This window comes from Rhodoluna sp., from assembly GCF_044239955.1.
GTDB lineage: Bacteria > Actinomycetota > Actinomycetes > Actinomycetales > Microbacteriaceae > Rhodoluna.
The window spans coordinates 1-16212 of sequence record NZ_JBIIAL010000011.1 but is presented as its reverse complement, the minus strand read 5'-3'; the positions used below and the strand labels follow the sequence as shown (position 1 = coordinate 16212).

Annotated in this window: 14 protein-coding genes and 3 tRNA genes; 13 read left to right on the top strand and 4 right to left on the bottom strand. The window is 48.8% G+C overall.

Features of this window, described 5'->3' with window-relative positions:
- Positions 1 to 2 precede the first annotated feature (2 nt).
- On the bottom strand, positions 3 to 1799 hold the full coding sequence (locus AC9UFE_RS04810) for a phosphoenolpyruvate carboxykinase (GTP) (RefSeq protein ID WP_509546222.1): 1797 nt from the start codon (positions 1797 to 1799) through the stop codon (positions 3 to 5).
- A 147-nt stretch (positions 1800 to 1946) separates the two neighbouring features.
- On the opposite strand from AC9UFE_RS04810, the gene AC9UFE_RS04805 reads away from it, so the two are divergent.
- The gene (locus AC9UFE_RS04805; RefSeq protein WP_509546219.1) at positions 1947 to 4043 is read left to right on the top strand and encodes an MMPL family transporter; all 2097 of its coding nucleotides are present in this window, start codon (positions 1947 to 1949) and stop codon (positions 4041 to 4043) included.
- Between the two features lie 3 nt (positions 4044 to 4046).
- Here AC9UFE_RS04805 and AC9UFE_RS04800 read toward each other — a convergent pair whose 3' ends face one another.
- Entirely contained in the window at positions 4047 to 5714 is a 1668-nt protein-coding gene (locus AC9UFE_RS04800; protein ID WP_509546216.1) for a glycoside hydrolase family 13 protein, read from the bottom strand.
- Positions 5715 to 5809: 95 nt separating this feature from the next.
- Between AC9UFE_RS04800 and AC9UFE_RS04795 the strand changes: the two genes are divergently transcribed.
- The 5 genes from AC9UFE_RS04795 (at position 5810) to AC9UFE_RS04775 (ending at position 7909) form a co-directional block, all read left to right on the top strand.
- A tRNA-Thr gene (locus AC9UFE_RS04795) sits at positions 5810 to 5881 on the top strand.
- Between the two features lie 32 nt (positions 5882 to 5913).
- Positions 5914 to 5990: transfer RNA gene (locus tag AC9UFE_RS04790), tRNA-Met, on the top strand.
- A gap of 46 nt (positions 5991 to 6036) precedes the next feature.
- Positions 6037 to 6480 (top strand): FAS1-like dehydratase domain-containing protein, encoded by a 444-nt coding sequence (locus tag AC9UFE_RS04785; RefSeq protein WP_509546213.1) that lies wholly within the window; start codon positions 6037 to 6039, stop codon positions 6478 to 6480.
- Positions 6480 to 6881 (top strand): MaoC family dehydratase, encoded by a 402-nt coding sequence (locus AC9UFE_RS04780; RefSeq protein WP_509546289.1) that lies wholly within the window; start codon positions 6480 to 6482, stop codon positions 6879 to 6881. Before AC9UFE_RS04785 ends, AC9UFE_RS04780 begins: the two co-directional genes overlap by 1 nt.
- The gene (locus AC9UFE_RS04775) at positions 6881 to 7909 is read left to right on the top strand and encodes a UDP-N-acetylmuramate dehydrogenase (protein WP_509546209.1); all 1029 of its coding nucleotides are present in this window, start codon (positions 6881 to 6883) and stop codon (positions 7907 to 7909) included. Before AC9UFE_RS04780 ends, AC9UFE_RS04775 begins: the two co-directional genes overlap by 1 nt.
- On the opposite strand, the gene AC9UFE_RS04770 is transcribed toward AC9UFE_RS04775, so the two are convergent.
- A complete protein-coding gene (locus AC9UFE_RS04770; RefSeq protein WP_509546206.1) occupies positions 7906 to 9102 on the bottom strand; it encodes a pyridoxal phosphate-dependent aminotransferase in 1197 nt (398 codons plus the stop codon). The two genes, AC9UFE_RS04775 and AC9UFE_RS04770, sit on opposite strands and share 4 nt — an antisense overlap.
- A 187-nt stretch (positions 9103 to 9289) precedes the next feature.
- Here AC9UFE_RS04770 and AC9UFE_RS04765 point away from each other — a divergent pair.
- The 7 genes from AC9UFE_RS04765 (at position 9290) to AC9UFE_RS04735 (ending at position 14557) form a co-directional block, all read left to right on the top strand.
- Positions 9290 to 9362: transfer RNA gene (locus AC9UFE_RS04765), tRNA-Trp, on the top strand.
- A gap of 30 nt (positions 9363 to 9392) precedes the next feature.
- Positions 9393 to 9659, top strand: a complete 267-nt coding sequence (gene secE / locus AC9UFE_RS04760) for a preprotein translocase subunit SecE (protein WP_509546203.1) — start codon at positions 9393 to 9395, stop codon at positions 9657 to 9659.
- Positions 9660 to 9680: 21 nt separating this feature from the next.
- Positions 9681 to 10592 (top strand): transcription termination/antitermination protein NusG, encoded by a 912-nt coding sequence (gene nusG, locus AC9UFE_RS04755; RefSeq protein WP_509546200.1) that lies wholly within the window; start codon positions 9681 to 9683, stop codon positions 10590 to 10592.
- A 38-nt stretch (positions 10593 to 10630) separates the two neighbouring features.
- Entirely contained in the window at positions 10631 to 11062 is a 432-nt protein-coding gene (gene rplK / locus AC9UFE_RS04750; protein WP_509522748.1) for a 50S ribosomal protein L11, read from the top strand.
- 114 nt (positions 11063 to 11176) lie between these two features.
- Positions 11177 to 11872, top strand: coding sequence for a 50S ribosomal protein L1 (gene rplA, locus AC9UFE_RS04745; protein WP_509546197.1), 696 nt, complete (start codon positions 11177 to 11179; stop codon positions 11870 to 11872).
- A gap of 126 nt (positions 11873 to 11998) precedes the next feature.
- Positions 11999 to 13477, top strand: a complete 1479-nt coding sequence (locus AC9UFE_RS04740) for an NAD-dependent succinate-semialdehyde dehydrogenase (protein ID WP_509546194.1) — start codon at positions 11999 to 12001, stop codon at positions 13475 to 13477.
- Positions 13478 to 13504: 27 nt separating this feature from the next.
- Positions 13505 to 14557: a DUF3048 domain-containing protein gene (locus tag AC9UFE_RS04735; RefSeq protein ID WP_509546191.1), complete on the top strand. Its 1053-nt coding sequence runs from the start codon at positions 13505 to 13507 to the stop codon at positions 14555 to 14557.
- Positions 14558 to 14605: 48 nt separating this feature from the next.
- Here the strand turns inward: AC9UFE_RS04735 and AC9UFE_RS04730 are convergent, their stop codons facing one another.
- Complete coding sequence (locus AC9UFE_RS04730) at positions 14606 to 15892, bottom strand: CDP-glycerol glycerophosphotransferase family protein (protein WP_509546188.1); 1287 nt, start codon at positions 15890 to 15892, stop codon at positions 14606 to 14608.
- Positions 15893 to 16212 lie beyond the last annotated feature (320 nt).

Below are 16212 nucleotides of genomic sequence, written 5' to 3'. Positions count from 1 at the left end.
AACTACGCCTTAACTCTGGCTTCTAGTTTCGCGAGCTCTTCAAATAGTTGCCCGGGCATTCTCTCCCCAAATTCCCCGAAGAAGTCTCCGATGGACTCAACTTCTTTAGTCCACGCTTCTGAATCAATCTCAAGCAGTTCTTCGAAGGTTCTTTCATCCACGTCAATGCCAGCGGTGTTCAGCTCGCCAGACTGCGGGACAGTCCCTACCGGTGAAGCTTTGCCTTGATTCGAGCCTTCGAGCCTGCCGATAATCCAATCGAGAACGCGAATGTTTTCTGCAAATCCTGGCCAAAGGAATTTGCCATTGGCGCCCTTTTTAAACCAGTTAACCTGGAAGATTTTTGGAAGATTAACTTCTGAAGTGCGATCAGCAAAGCTCAGCCAGTGTGCAAAGTAGTCGGCCATGTTGTAACCGCAAAATGGCAACATGGCGAATGGATCATGACGAAGCTTTCCAACCGGTCCCTCAGCTGCAGCTGTTTGCTCGCTAGAAATAGTTGCGCCCATGAAAACTCCGTGCTGCCATGAAAGCGATTGGGCTACGAGTGGAACATTCTTAGCACGGCGTCCACCAAACAAGATTGCATCTAGGGGTACACCAGAGCCCTCATTCCAGTCAGGGCTAATGGTTGCAACGTTCGCAACCGGAAGACAGAACCTCGAATTTGGATGCGCTGCTAGTGTTCCAGATTCTTGAGACCAAGGTTTTCCAAGCCAATCAGTTAGTCCCTCGGGTGGCGTTTCAGTCAATCCTTCCCACCAAACGTCACCATCTGAAGTCATCGCCACGTTAGTGAAAATCACCCCACGGCTCATTGATTCAACAGCAGCGCTGTTTGTAGTTGCAGTAGTTCCTGGTGCAACACCAAAGATTCCATACTCCGGGTTCATTGCCAACAATCGCCCATCAGGTCCTGGCCTTATCCAAACAATGTCATCGCCAAGGGTTTCAACTTGCCAACCTGGAATTGAGGGGCGAAGCATGGCAAGGTTTGTTTTGCCGCAGGCCGAAGGAAAAGCTGCTGCGATGTGAAACTTGGCATTAGTTGGGCTAGTTAGTCGAATGAGCAGCATGTGCTCTGCGAGCCAACCTTCTGCTTTACCCATAACCGAACCAATTCGAAGAGCCATAGCTTTTTTGCCAAGTAGAGAATTGCCGCCGTAGCCCGAACCGAATGACCAAATCTCTCTAGTTTCTGGGTAGTGAACGACGTGGACTTTGTCTGGGTTGCAGGGCCAGCTAACATCTGGAAGCTTTTTTCCCTGGTCATCAATTAGTGGGCTACCAACAGAGTGAACTGCAGGAACCCACCTGGCTCCTGCTTCAATTTTTTTGGTGACCTCTGGTGAAACCCTGGTCATGATGTGCATGGAGGCAACCACATAGGGGGAGTCTGTGATTTCAATGCCGTACTGAGTAAATTCTGAACCAATGGGACCCATTGAAAATGGGATTACGTACATCACCCGTCCGCGCATGCTTCCGGTGAAGTTTTCTTTCATTAAAGCTCGCATGGCTTTTGGATCCATCCAGTTATTGGTTGGTCCCGCATCTATTTCAAGTTCAGAGCAAATGAATGTCTTTTCTTCAACTCTTGCAACATCTCTGGGGTCAGTCCTACATAAAAAGCTATCTGGACGAAGTTGTGGATTTAGGGGAATTAGTGAACCATTTGCTACCAGCAGGTTCTTGATTGACTCAAACTCTTGCGCGGATCCGTCGCACCACTTTATGGAGTCGGGATTGGTTAGAGCGGCAATCTGTTCGACCCATTCGGTAACGCTAGTAACAGCCACTCAATCCTCCTTGACGAGTAGCCCCAGTCTATAACCCTTGGAAACCAGCGATCCAAGCGGCCCTGCGGACGGAAATCTAGGTCATCTAACGGCTCTTAGGGTTTCTTAGTGGGACAATAAAGTCGCCCACCAATCAAAGGATTAGTTTTGAACAACATTTCTTCATTTATTACCGGCCGCAAAACCTCTTGGGTCACACTTCTTATTGGACTCATTTTTGCGGTTCTAGCTTTCGGTCCACTCAGCGCTGCTGAGTCAGACACTTCTCCAACCGATGGCTTGCCAGCGAATAATGAAACAGTTCTTGTGAACAAGGCGCTTGAAGATCTTCCAGGAGCCGATGGCACTGTTGCCGTTGTGGTTTATTCTTCAGATACCAAGCTCACTGAAGACCAGGAGCTTTGGATAACGGGAACTTTTGACCCCATCGGTCAGGGTTTTATTGATGGCGCAGGAGATAAATTCCTGGAGTTCACCTCGGGTGAAATAAATGGCGAGGCATTTGTTCCGCCGGCTAAAGTTTCGGATGACGGAAAAGTCGTAGTGATAACTGTGCCGCTGGAAGAGATTGAAGAAAACGCAGAGCGCAACGAACGCATGGCTGAAATGCGCGCCATTGCCAAAGAGGACATGCCAGCTGGGCTGAATGTCTACATCACTGGCCCAGAAGGCTTCCGGGTTGACCTCGCAGGAGTCTTTGCCGGTGCTAACTTCACCTTGCTTCTTTCCACAGTCATCATTGTTGCTGTTCTTCTTCTAATCACTTACCGCTCGCCAGTTCTTTGGCTAGTGCCATTGATTGTTATTGGTGTTGCTGACGGAATGGCTGCGCAAATGGCTCCCCAGTTGGCAACCATTTTCCTGGGGGCTCCAGCAGATGGTTCTATAACTGGAATCTTGTCTGTCTTAGTCTTTGGTGCGGGAACTAACTACGCGCTATTGCTCATTGCTCGCTATCGCGAAGAGCTACTGCTAAATGAGGATCGCCACCAGGCCATGAACATAGCTCTTCGAGGTGTAACACCGGCCGTGTTGGCATCTGGAGGAACTGTTGCCCTTGCACTTCTAACTTTGCTATTTGCTGAACTTGGCGGTAACAGAACTTTGGGTCTAGTTGTAGCCGGCGGAATCGTCATGGCGATGTTTGCGGCCCTTGTTGTGCTACCTGCTGCCATTGTTGTTTTCGGTCGCGGACTGTTCTGGCCATTTGTTCCAAAGTTTGGTGGAGTCAACAAGTCCGAAAAGGGTCTTTGGGCAAAGCTTGGACGCGGCGTCAGCAAGCGTCCAGTTATTGTCTCGATCGCAGGTTTTGTAATTTTGGCAATCTTGAGCTTTGGAGCGACCGGAGTGAAAGTGGGACTTTCCTCGACCGAGCAATTTAGAGTGGCACCAGAAGCAGCTGTTGGCCAAGACGTGCTCGCTGAGGCCTTCCCTGCCGGAGCAACTTCTCCTACAATCGTTATTGCCAATAACGGCTTCGAAGACGAAGTTGCGGCGGCTGCTGAAAAAGTAAGCGGTGTTGCCGAGGTAACAGTTGGTGACAGCACCTCAGAGATAACCAAAATCGAAGTTGTCCTAGAACCTGAACCCGAGTCTGAAGAAGCCTACGCAATCATCCGAGAGCTCCGCCCAAAACTTGGATCAATCGAAGGAGCTGACGCACTTGTTGGTGGTCTAGATGCTCAGCGTCTAGATGTAAAGGACACGTACGCATCCGATCAGCTCACGGTTATTCCGATGATCTTGATTCTTGTGTTTTTAGTGCTGGTTCTATTACTTCGATCACTGGTAGCACCACTGTTGCTACTACTAACTGTGGTTGCATCCTTCTTCTCCGCAATTGGAGCAAGCTGGCTGCTATTTGAGAACGTCTTTGGATTGCCAGCTTTGGATCTATCGGTATTTCTATACAGTTTCTTGTTCCTTGTTGCCCTGGGTGTTGATTACAACATCTTCTTGGTCACCAGAGCTAAGGAAGAAGCCGAGAAACTCGGTCTCAAAGAAGGAATGATCAAGGCTCTTGCGTCCACAGGTGGTGTTATTACTAGCGCCGGTATCTTGCTCGCTGCGGTGTTCGCAGTGCTTGGAGTGCTACCGCTGATTGCTCTGTACCAAATTGGAATCATCGTGGGTATCGGTGTGCTGCTAGATACCCTCTTGGTTAGAACAGTTATTGTGCCATCGCTAGCGTTTATCACCGGCAAGTACTTCTGGTGGCCAAATCACAAGAAGGCTAAAGCTTAAGTTTTAGAGCTTTAGCCAAACTGTTTGGTTAGCACCAAGAGAACCTTCACTAGCCAATCCATTTTGCGTGGAAGCAATGATTTCTCCCGCAGGAATCGTTACTGACTCTGGACCGAAGTTACTAATAACTAGCACCTGGTTGTTCAGGTAAGCAAGCGAAGTTTCGGTTGTGTGCTCAGGTGCAAAGTGGAAATCACCCGATCCAAGATCAAACTGCTTTCTCATAGCGATTAGCTGCTTGTAAAGCTCGAGGGTAGAACCCTCTACGCCTTCTTGCATATCCCTTGAGTATTTCTTGTAACTTGCTGGAGCAGGTAGCCAAGACTCACCGGTTGAGTTAAATCCAAACGATGCACCGCCGTCTGCTTCCCAAGGAAGAGGAACTCGGCAACCGTCACGACCAACTCGCTCTCCGTTGGTTCTAAAAAAACTTGGGTCTTGGCGGTACTTACCTTCTAAGGTTGTGTGCTCAGGAAGACCTAGCTCTTCACCCTGGTAGAGATACGCTCCACCTGGAAGACCGAGCATGAATGCGGTTGCAGCCCGGGCAATTAGTTGACCTCTTTCCTCATCCGGCTGGTCGTTGTCAGGACCGATGCCAACACCCTGTGGTGGAAGCTTGTCGAAACCGTATCTTGAAGCGTGACGGATCACATCGTGGTTTGAAAGCACCCAAGTTGAAATTCCGCCCACGTGCCCAAAAGCCTCAAGTGATTCGCTAACAACTTTTACCAAAGCATTCTTTTCCCAAGGGGACTCGAGGTAACCAAAGTTGAAGGTTTGGTGATACTCGTCAGCTCTTACCCACTTGGCAATTCGAGAAAGCGGTAAGACCCAAGCCTCGGCGCACATAACCCGATCGTCATACTCGTCCAGAATCTTTCTCCAGGATCTGATGATTTCGTGGACACCTTCTTGACCCCAGAACGGGTGAGGGTTGTTCGGGTCGTACTCAAATGTCTGAGACATGGCCTTGCTAATGTCAGGTAGTCCAGCAGCTTTAACAAGACCGTGGGCTACGTCAATGCGGAAACCATCGACACCCTTGTCGAGCCAAAACCTAAGCACCCCGGCGAAGAATTCATGAACCTTTGGGTTATCCCAGTTGAAATCAGGCTGGGAGGAATCAAAGATGTGTAGGTACCACTGACCCAAAGTGCCATCAGCTTCAGTGATTCTGGACCAGGCTTGACCACCAAATACTGACTCCCAGTTGTTTGGTGGCAGCTCACCGTTTTCACCCTTACCATCGCGGAACATATACATATCCCGCTCCGGTGAACCAGGAGCGGACTTTAGAGCGGCTTGAAAGAGTTCGTGCTGGTCAGAGGAGTGGTTAGGAACTAGATCAACAATGATTCGGATGCCAAGAGATGTGGCTTTAGCAAGTAGCTTGTCAAAGTCTGCGTTTGAACCAAAGAGTGGATCGATTGACTTGTAATCAGAGACATCGTAACCAGCGTCTTTTTGAGGGGACTTGAAAAAAGGTGAAAACCAAATGGCGTCGATGCCAAGGGATTGGAGACTCTCTAGCCTGGACTCGACACCCTTTAGGTCACCGATTCCATCACCGTCGCTGTCTGCGAATGAGCGCGGGTAGATCTGATAAATAACGGCTGTTTGCCACCACTTGGGCTGCTTGATTGATTGATGCAAGATTGTCGAATCCATGCCCATAAGCCTAGAACAACAGCCACCTTGAACTGTTTGCTAGCCCTATTCCAGCCGTGCTAATCTGCTTTAGTTGCTAGGTTCAATCCAAAAACGCCCCGATAGCTCAGTGGTAGAGCACTTCCATGGTAAGGAAGGGGTCGACAGTTCAATCCTGTCTCGGGGCTCGACTAATAAGAAGTGCAACTATTTAGTCCCCGGCGGGGTAGCTCAGGTGGTTAGAGCACACGACTCATAATCGTGGGGTCGCGGGTTCGAGTCCCGCCTCCGCTACCAATTCAATCAACGGGTGAATCCCTAAGGACCTAGATACAGTTAACAAATGGTCAATCCAGCTATCGAAGGCAAAATTTACCCAAGGACTGCTAGTTACCTTGTTGGCCGCGAAAAAATCCGCGAATTTGCCAAAGCTGTTTTCTCTAAAGATCCAGCAAATCTCGATCTAGAAGCGGCCAAAAAGCAAGGTTACAAAGACCTCATCGCCCCACCAACTTTTGCCGTGGTGATACAAGAGCGCTCGCTAACTCAGGTAATTTCCGACAAAGAAGCAGCCCTAGATTTCTCCAGGGTCGTCCACGGCGACCAGCGCTTTATTCACGTGAGGCCCATTGTCGCCGGCGATGAGCTCACCAGCGAACTAAAGGTCGCCAGCGTCAAACAGCTGGCCGGAAATTCCATGGTCAGCTTCGAAACTCAAATCTTTGACGCCAATCAAGAGCTTGTCTGCACTGCTATTTCAACGCTTGTGGTTCGAGGTGAAGCGTGATGCTAACTGTGGGCCAAGAGCTACCAACCAAAGAAATTCACTTGACTCGCGACAGCCTGGTTCGCTACGCCGGAGCCTCAGGAGATTTCAACGCCATTCACTACCGCGACGATGTTGCCAAGGCAGTTGGGTTACCTGGAGTGTTAGCTCACGGCATGCTAACTATGGGTGCCGCCGTGCAGACCGTAGTTGATTTTCTAGGGGACAGCGGGAGAGTAATCGACTACCAAGTACGCTTCACGAAGCCTGTTTTGGTTGACGCAGCCCAGGGTGCAACTTTGATCGTGAACGCCTCGGTAGTGGAAATAGATGAGGTAGCAAAGGTTGCACGAATTGACCTGTCGGCAACAGTTGATGGAGTGGTGGTTCTAGGAAAAGCTCAAGTTCGAGTGAGAATTTGATGCCCAAGCTTTCAGAACTAACATCTATGCGCGTTGGCGGCGAGCCAGCCGAGCTCACAGTTTGCGAAACCCGGGAGCAGCTAATCGAAACCACCAAAAGGGTTTGGGCATCTGGCGAAGACTGGTTACTTATTGGCGGCGGAACCAACATGGTGGTTTCCGAAAGCATCGAAGATTTATCTGTTATTCAAATCAAAACCAAGGGCATCGAAAAGAAAACTGTTGGCGACAAACAGATCTGGCGAATTCAGTCAGGTGAAGATTGGGATGAGCTTGTAGCAAAAACCGTTAGCGAAGGACTTGCTGGCATTGAAGCCATGAGCGGTATTCCAGGAAGCGTTGGAGCATCGCCAGTACAAAACATCGGTGCTTACGGTCAAGAACTAAGCGATGTGTTTTTGCGTGCAGAGTTTTTGGATTACGAAACTGGCGAGCTTGTAATTCTTGAGCCAAAAGATATGAAATTTGGTTACCGTGACAGCGCCATCAAAAAAGGCAAAACAGGATTGATTACCTGGATTGAAATTGAACTTATGGATCTTGCTGGCAAAGCAAGACCGCTTTACTCGGGACAGATTGCAAAAGATCTCAACTCCGAAATGGGAGCTCAGCCAAGCTTGGTTCAGGTTCGAAATTCTGTTTTGAAACTTCGTGCTTCAAAATCTATGGTGCTAGATCCAAAGGACCCAAACAGTGTGAGCTGTGGCAGCTTCTTCACAAACCCAATCGTTAGTGACACATTCGCTAGAACACTTCCTGCCGATGCCCCGTCGTGGGAGACACCAGAAGATGATGGACTAACAGTCAAACTAAGCGCAGCTTGGTTGATTGAACAATCAGGCATCGACAAAGGCTTTAGCTTGCCAGGCTCAAAAGCTGCAGTTTCTCAAAAGCACGCACTGGCAATAACTAACTGCGGCGGTGCAACGGCAGATGAAATCGTTGAGCTCGCCAGATACATTCAAGAACGAGTTGCTGCGAAGTTTGGAATCAACTTGGTTCCAGAGCCAAACCTGATTGGGTTTTAGCTAAAGAGTTTTTGCAAGCGCTGGATGCCTTCTAGAATCGGCTCGTCGCCCAGTGCGTAGCTCATGCGAACATAACCTGAAGGACCAAACGCTTCACCTGGAACTAGAGCAACTTCGACTTGCTCCAAGATGAAATCACAAAGTTCTAAAGAAGTGTTGATTTGTTTACCAGCCCAGCTCTTCCCAAGAAGTCCTCGTACGTCCGAGTAAACGTAGAAGGCACCCTGTGGCATTGGAGCCAACCAGTTTTCGATCTTGCCAAGTTCAGAAACAGCAAGCTTTCGTCTGCGATCAAAAGCTTGAAGCATGTTTTGAACTTCGTCTTGTGGGCCAGTAAGGGCAGCAAGCGCAGCTTTTTGCGCGATGTTGTTCACATTCGATGTCAGGTGTGACTGTAAGTTAGCAGCTGCCTTCATGGCATCGGTAGGTCCTGCCATCCAACCAAGACGCCATCCGGTCATCGCATAACTCTTAGCAACACCGTTGACCATGATGGTTTTATCGATTAGCTCTGGCACTACTTCAGTAATTGAATAAGCTTTTCCACCGTCATAAACCAGGTTCTGGTAAATCTCGTCGGTGATTACCCACAGGTCGTTCTTGTAAGCCCAGTTACCAATAGCTGCTATTTCTGCTTTCGAATAAACAGCACCGGTTGGGTTAGAAGGTGAACACATAAGTAGCACCTTGGTGCGGGCAGTCTTTGCTTTATCTAGCTGCTCAACGGTGACCTTGTAGTCCTGTTCACTTCCTGCAAAGACCTCAACTGTTTTTCCTCCAGCTAAAGCGATTGCCTCGGGATAAGTAGTCCAGTAAGGGGAAGGAAGAAGTACCTCATCGCCTTGATCTAGCAATACTGCAAATGCCTGATAGACAGCTTGCTTGCCACCGTTAGTGACAACCACCTGGCTGGCAGCAACTGTGGTTCCGGAATCCCTTAACGTCTTTTGAGCGATAGCTTCTCGAAGATCAGGAAGACCAACCGCAGGGGTATACCGGTGATTCTTTGGGTCTAAAACAGCTTTTGCAGCTGCTTCAACAATGTGAGCGGGAGTTGGAAAGTCAGGTTCTCCAGCTGCGTAGCTGATCACAGGCCTACCCTCAGCTTGCAAGGCTTTGGCCTTGGCATCGACCTTGAGGGTCGCAGATTCAGCTATGGCAGCTATTCGCTTGGAGATTCTAGAGGCGTTCACGTATCTAAGCCTAGCTTGGAGGCTTCGAGGAAAGATCGACCCGTTGCAATCTGGGGGCAGGCAGATTAGAGTAGGACTCAGTAGTTGACAGCTGCGGGAAGCCTAATCTGGCAAATTATCCATATTTAGATTCAATCTAGAAGTGTGTCATTTGCCGCTTTGGTCAACGAAGCTGTTTAGCCCCTAAAGGGCGGTGGCTCAATTGGTAGAGCAGCGGTCTCCAACACCGCAGGTTGCAGGTTCGAGTCCTGTCCGCCCTGCAGACAACGATAGATCGGAAAGAAGTAGTAATGGCAGATGAGCTTCAGCCAGCAGAGGACTTGGTAGTCAAAGCCAAGTCCGATCGCGCTGCAACTCGCAACATCTTCGGAAGAATCATTTTGTTCTTCAAGCAGGTTCTAGCCGAGCTTCGTAAGGTTACTAAGCCAACCTACAAAGAGCTTGTTAGCTTCACCGGAGTAGTTCTAGCCTTCGTAGTAGTTGTGATGGCAATTCTTTCCGGCCTGGACTTTGTTTTCTACAACCTCGTTACATTCACCTTCACACCAACAAACTAGTTTCAGACAAGGAAACCTCAATTGAGCGAGATCGAACAGACAGAACTCGAGACCACTTCGGCACCCGCAGCAGCATTCTCTGCGGTTGAAGAAGTGACCGCGGTCGCCACTCCAGAAGCTCCTGTCGAGACACCTTCTTTTGGAAACACTCCTTACCAAGCACCAGAGGGAACTCCAGAGGCTCCAGTCTCGGAAAAGTTCTTTGTTGAAGATGCTGCAGTGGTTGCAGAAACCGATTCCGTTTCTGAAGAAAGCGCATCTGTAGAAGCTTCTGAAGCAGCTGCCGAAGAAGCTCCAAAGGATGAGGATCCATACCGCGCATTCAAGGCTGAGCTGCGCTCGCAACCTGGAAAGTGGTTCGTGGTTCACTCCTACGCAGGATATGAAAAGCGCGTGAAGCAGAACATCGAAAACAGACAGCTTGCTATCGATGGCGGAGACAAGATCTTCCAGATCGAGGTTCCAATGGAAGACACCATTGAAATCAAAAACGGTCAGAGAAAGCTAATCTCCAAGGTTCGTATCCCAGGTTATGTTCTAGTTCGCATGGAAATGACTGAAGAGTCTTGGTCACTTGTTCGTCACACCCCAGCTGTTACCGGTTTCGTTGGTAACTCTCAGAACCCAACTCCACTTCGCCCAGACGAAGCATTCGAGATGCTAAAGACCCTTTACGTTTTGCCTGAAGAGGCAACAGCTAAGGCTGCGGTTAAGGGAACTCAGATGGTGAAGGGCAAGGCAAGAGCTGTTCCAATCAAGATTGATTTCAAGGTTGGCGAGTCCATCATGATCAAGGACGGATCCTTCGCAGGTCTTCCTGGAACAATTTCTGAAATCAAGCCAGAGTCTGGAAAGCTCACCGTCTTGGTTTCCCTATTCGAGCGTGAGACTCCTGTAGAGCTTGGCTTCGAACAAGTCGGACCACTGAACTAAAGATTTATCTAAACCACTAAAAAAGGAAAAGTAAGCAAATGGCACCCAAGAAAAAAGTCACTGGAATGATCAAGCTTCAGATCCAGGCAGGCGCTGCTAACCCAGCTCCACCAATCGGTCCTGCTCTAGGTCAGCATGGTGTGAACATTATGGAATTCTGCACTGCGTATAACAACGCAACTGCAGACCAAAAAGGAAACGTCGTACCGGTAGAAATCACCGTGTACGAAGACCGTTCCTTCACCTTCATCCTGAAGACTCCTCCAGCAGCGGAGCTAATCAAGAAAGCCGCTGGGGTGCCAAAGGGTTCTGCAACCCCTCACACTGACAAGGTGGCGCACCTTTCTAAGGAGCAGCTACTAAAGATTGCCGAGACCAAGATGGCTGACCTAAACGCCAACGACGTTGAAGCAGCCGCAAAGATCATCGCCGGAACTGCCCGCTCCATGGGTATCACCGTCGACGCCTAGAACCTTAGGTAAAAGCAACACCTGCACCAAAAGCAACAAAAAAACTAAAGAAGTCGTGGGAGAACCAGATCGGTTCGCTAACCACAACTGTGACCAGAAAAGGAATAACAGCACATGCCAAAAAGATCAAAGGCTTATCTAGAAGCCGCAAGCAAAATCACCGAGGGTAAGTTCTACACCCCAGCCGAAGCCGTTGCCCTAGTGCGCGAGACCGGCTCAAAGAAGTTTGACTCAACTGTTGAAGTTGCCGTCAAGCTAGGTGTTGACCCTCGCAAAGCAGACCAGATGATTCGTGGAACTGTATCGCTTCCTCACGGAACCGGTAAGACTGCCCGCGTAATCGTATTCGCAACCGGTCCAGCAGCGGAAGCTGCTATCAAAGCCGGAGCCGACGAAGTCGGTGGCGACGAACTGATTGAAAAGGTAGCTGCCGGATGGGTTGATTTCGACTCCGCAGTTTCCACTCCAGAGCTAATGGGTAAGGTAGGCCGCCTTGGAAAAGTTCTTGGTCCTCGTAACCTAATGCCAAACCCAAAGACTGGAACTGTTACTCCAGATGTTGCAAAAGCAGTAACTGACATCAAGGGCGGAAAGATTGAGTTCCGTATCGACAAGCAGTCCAACCTTCACTTCATTATTGGTAAGGCTTCCTTCTCAGCTAGCCAGCTAGCAGAAAACCTAGCTGCCGCTATGGATGAGATTCAGCGTCTAAAGCCAGCTAGCTCAAAGGGTAAATACATTATCAAGACAGCTCTTTCCACTACCTTTGGTCCAGGAATCTTGCTGGACACCACAGTAGCCAAGGCCTAACTACAAGCCAAAGAGCCGAAGACTAAAAGGTCTTCGGCTCTGGCTTTAGGTCTAGAAGTAGACTTGCATTAGTTACCAGAGCCTAAATCACCAAGGCTTAAAAAGCCTAAAAAGGACGAGTGCCAGATGTTCTCCGCTGCAGATGAAAAGCGAGTATTAGATCTTGTTCCACGGGGCATATTTGTTAACGGCTCTTGGAAAGATGCAGCCGATAAGAAAACTCTTGATGTAATTGACCCAGCTACCGGCAAAGCACTTGTGTCTATTGCTGACGCAGCCCCTGAAGATGGCATGGCTGCCATCGATGCTGCCCACAACGCCCAAGCGGCTTGGGCCAAAACCGCTCCAAGAGAACGCGCCGAGATCTTGCGCGCAGCCTTTGAAAAAGTAACCGAGATGGCCGACGAGTTTGCACTTGTTATGTCCCTTGAGATGGGTAAACCATTTGCCGAGGCCAAGGGCGAAGTAGCGTACGGGGCAGAGTTTTTGCGTTGGTTCTCCGAAGAGGCCCCAAGAATTACTGGCCGCTATGGAACAGCACCAGATGGCAAGAACCGAATCATGGTTCTAAAAAAGCCAGTTGGCCCGTCCCTATTCATTACCCCATGGAACTTCCCGCTAGCAATGGCTACACGAAAGATGGCGCCAGCCATCGCAGCTGGCTGCACGATGATCCTAAAGCCAGCTGCTCTTACCCCGTTGACTTCAATGTTGTTCGTAAAGGTCTTGGAAGACATTGGTCTACCAAAGGGAGTCATCAACGTAATCCAGACCACAAGACCGGGTCTTGTTACAGGACCGATCATCAAGGACGAAAGACTTCGCAAGCTTTCCTTCACTGGTTCTACCGGTGTTGGAAGAGCCCTCATTGATGACTCCGCAGATCGAGTGCTAAAGGTCTCTATGGAACTTGGCGGTAACGCACCGTTGATTGTCTTCGAAGATGCAGATCTAGATAAGGCAGTAGAGGGCGCGATGCTAGCCAAACTTCGCAACATGGGTGAAGCTTGCACCGCAGCTAACCGAATGATTGTTCACGAATCGGTAGCCGGAGAGTTTTCCAAGCGTCTTGCAGACAAGATGGCTAAGTTGAAAGTTTCCAGAGGAACTGAAGACGGAGCAAACATTGGTCCTCTTATTGACGACAAGAGTAGAAGCGCTGTTCACGCTCTGGTAGCTGATGCAGTTTCTAAGGGGGCCAAGGTTCTAACCGGTGGAGCAATTCCGGCAGGTGAGGGATACTTCTACCCACCAACAGTTTTAGTTGATGTGCCAACAAATGCAGAAATTCTAAAAGAGGAAATCTTTGGTCCAGTGGCACCGGTAGTTACCTTCAAGACTGAAGACGAAGCAGTCAAGATTGCTAACTCCACCGAGTATGGATTAATTGCGTACGCGTTCACAAAAGACCTAAATCGTGGTCTTAGACTCGCGGAAAAGCTTGAAGTGGGCATGTTTGGACTAAACGCTGGGGTGATTTCAAACCCTGCTGCGCCATTTGGAGGAGTAAAATCGTCAGGGTTAGGCCGCGAAGGCGGTTTTGAGGGAATCGAAGAGTATCTAGAAACTGTCTATGTTGGCATCGCTGATCCGATGAACGACTAAGAACAAAGGAAAAGGGAAATAGCCGGAATGAGAAAATCAACTTTGAAGATCACAAAAACAGTTTCCCTTTTGGCTATCGCTGGACTAGTTCTTGCCGGATGTACAGAGCCTCAGGTTGAAGAACCAGAAGCGATTGTTTACCCGTTTGCTCCGCTCACCGGTGTTGCGTACATGAATGAATCTGAAATCCCAGACACTAATTCTTTCCCTGCTGTTACTTGCAAAGTAGACAACGCTCCTGCCGGTCGACCTCAATTTAACCTAAACAAGACAGACATCGTTCACGTTCAAATGGTTGAAGGTGGCCTGACCAGGTTGGTTGCCACCTGGCACTCACAGCCAGTGGACAAAGTTGGACCAGTTAGATCAGTTCGACCCATGGATGCTGACATTGCAGCAGCCTTCGGCGGCATCTTCTGCTACTCCGGAGGAGTAGATATGTTTATTGCTTTGCTTCAGGACACTTCTTTGTACCTAGCTGATGAGAACACTCAGCAGTCAGTAACGCCAAACAGCTTCTCTAGAACCCCAGAAAGAAATGCGCCACACAACATGGTTGTTGACATGGCTCTATTACAGTCCCAACATGAAGACCTTGCTGCCCCACAGTCAATCTTCAACTACGCAGCGTTCTTGGACGAAACTCAAGACTACGAACCTGCCTCTGCTAGCTCCGGCAAAGCAACTACAGATCTGACTATCGAGTACCCAGAGGCCACCAGCTATTGGAGGGGCGATGGCTCAGGCAATCTTCTCCGTGACCAAGACGGTAACCCTCACATGGATGGCGTGTCAGAAGAGCAAGTCAGAGCTAAAAACGTTGTCGTTCTAGAAGTCCAGATTGATAACACCAGCTTCGTAGATGCTCGTTACGGTCCGATTCCTAAAACCATAATGGTTGGATCTGGAAAAGCTTGGGTCTTTGTAGATGGCAAGCACATCGAGGGAACCTGGTCTAAGGCAACTCAGACCTCACCTATTGAACTTCTAGATTCAACCGGTGCCGTCATCAAGCTAGCTCCTGGAAACACTTGGGTAGAACTCAAGCCAGACACCGCAACCATGACAATTACCCCATAAGACCAAAAAGTCTAAATACCGCTAAATTACAGGGCTCTAGGGCAGTTACTAGTCCTCGAAAGGCTCTCTGCCGGCAGTTAGCTCCCACGCGGTAGCAGAAATTGCGCTTTTGGAAACCAAGAGTGATGTTCCTTTAGCGAAATCGTCATAGACGATCTCGACGATTCGTTTTGCTGACTCTCCAGGATACGGAGAGCTTGCTTCAATCAACTTTTGAATTTGTCCTGAACGATCTGGCAAACCAGATTCCATAGCAAGAGTTATTACTTCTTTTAGTTCTTCAAAGGTTTTCACCTTCACCGAACTTGCGGCAGCAAGTTTCCCAGTCGCACTAAATTCCCAGTGACCTTTGTTTTCAAAAAAGATTGTTGGCTTACCAGTAACTAGAGGGTACTCACCAAGAAAAGAGATTCCATCGGTTAGCAAAACATCGGTTGCTAAAAACAATTCAGCGTAGGAACCATCTTCATCAACATAGGTGTTAGCTAAAGCATCCCAACGGGCTCTCCAAGAAGTAAGTTCTTCAACAGTTATGACGTTTCTATCGGTAAGTGTTCCCCAGAGGAATGGATGTGGCCGCAAAACAATTTCAATGTTTGGATTTTGTTTCGCAAAATCCAACATTTGGATATAAATCTTCGAAAAAACACCAAAGTTAAACCAGTGTGGTGAATAGGAATGGTGCGGAGCCCAAACTATTTTGAATTTTCCTCCAGAAAGTGGCCAACTTGACTTACCTTGTTGCGCTTCACGCCTTAGATTGTCTATTTTTGGTGATCCAGTGAAGTGAACGTAGCTATTTCCACGTTCAGTTAGCGCATAAGCATCAACAACTAGCTTTTCTTGAGTGAAAACAAGTGATGCAAGTTGGTGAAGACGCTGTGTATACAAATGAGTTGCTACCGGAGCATCACCTTGACCGCCTCCTGGCTCATCATCTGGCTCATCGACCATCACAAGAGAGAAATAAGGAACGTAAGCGAGCCTGGTAAACGAAACTAACTGATCAAAACGCATGGCAGGCTGGTAATTTCGCTGCCAGGGGTAGTTCACGAACACATAATCAGGCTCCAAGAGCTTCAATTGCTCCAAACCAGCCATATTTTGGCTATCTTGACCCCCGGAATTGAACCTCAGGTGTTCAATTCCCTGGGATTCGAAGAATTCATGGGCCTTTTCCTCCCCGGCATAGGCCAACTGGCCAGTTAGCTTGCGGGGGAGGGATATAACTACTGGCTCAAACCTAGGATCTTGAAGCATTAGACGGTAGATCTCGTCCAGGGCATCCCAAGCCTCAAAGTAAAGGCCCAAAAAGGCCACTTTGATGGGTTTCATTACCCCAACCTAGCAAAGGCTGGGTCTTGTAGGGACAAATAGCCCTACAGGCCAGTAAACTAGTGGGTTTTGGGCAATATTGGAGAATTTACCTAAATGACACGATTTAGGGCCTAAAAACAGGTGGTTAACCCCACAAATTTAACTTGCCTATATGAGGGTATTGGTAATCTTCTTAAGTCCCCAAAACCTTGGAAAACAAAGGGGTTTCCCGACTCTTGTAAGGCGAGGCCACTGATGGAACTTCGGGCGTTCGGAAGGCTGCTTTCGAGTGGCTTTGCCCTGCCTGCGACCAGGTTTCAGGAGGCCAATTTCTTAGC

Coding starts and splice junctions, on each gene's coding strand:
- AC9UFE_RS04730 (WP_509546188.1), bottom strand. CDS start 15,892: ATGAAACCCATCAAAGTGGCCTTTTTGGGCCTTTACTTTGAGGCTTGG.
- AC9UFE_RS04775 (WP_509546209.1), top strand. CDS start 6,881: ATGCCCAAGCTTTCAGAACTAACATCTATGCGCGTTGGCGGCGAGCCA.
- rplK (WP_509522748.1), top strand. CDS start 10,631: ATGGCACCCAAGAAAAAAGTCACTGGAATGATCAAGCTTCAGATCCAG.
- AC9UFE_RS04780 (WP_509546289.1), top strand. CDS start 6,480: ATGCTAACTGTGGGCCAAGAGCTACCAACCAAAGAAATTCACTTGACT.
- AC9UFE_RS04740 (WP_509546194.1), top strand. CDS start 11,999: ATGTTCTCCGCTGCAGATGAAAAGCGAGTATTAGATCTTGTTCCACGG.
- AC9UFE_RS04785 (WP_509546213.1), top strand. CDS start 6,037: ATGGTCAATCCAGCTATCGAAGGCAAAATTTACCCAAGGACTGCTAGT.
- secE (WP_509546203.1), top strand. CDS start 9,393: ATGGCAGATGAGCTTCAGCCAGCAGAGGACTTGGTAGTCAAAGCCAAG.
- rplA (WP_509546197.1), top strand. CDS start 11,177: ATGCCAAAAAGATCAAAGGCTTATCTAGAAGCCGCAAGCAAAATCACC.
- AC9UFE_RS04800 (WP_509546216.1), bottom strand. CDS start 5,714: ATGGATTCGACAATCTTGCATCAATCAATCAAGCAGCCCAAGTGGTGG.
- AC9UFE_RS04735 (WP_509546191.1), top strand. CDS start 13,505: ATGAGAAAATCAACTTTGAAGATCACAAAAACAGTTTCCCTTTTGGCT.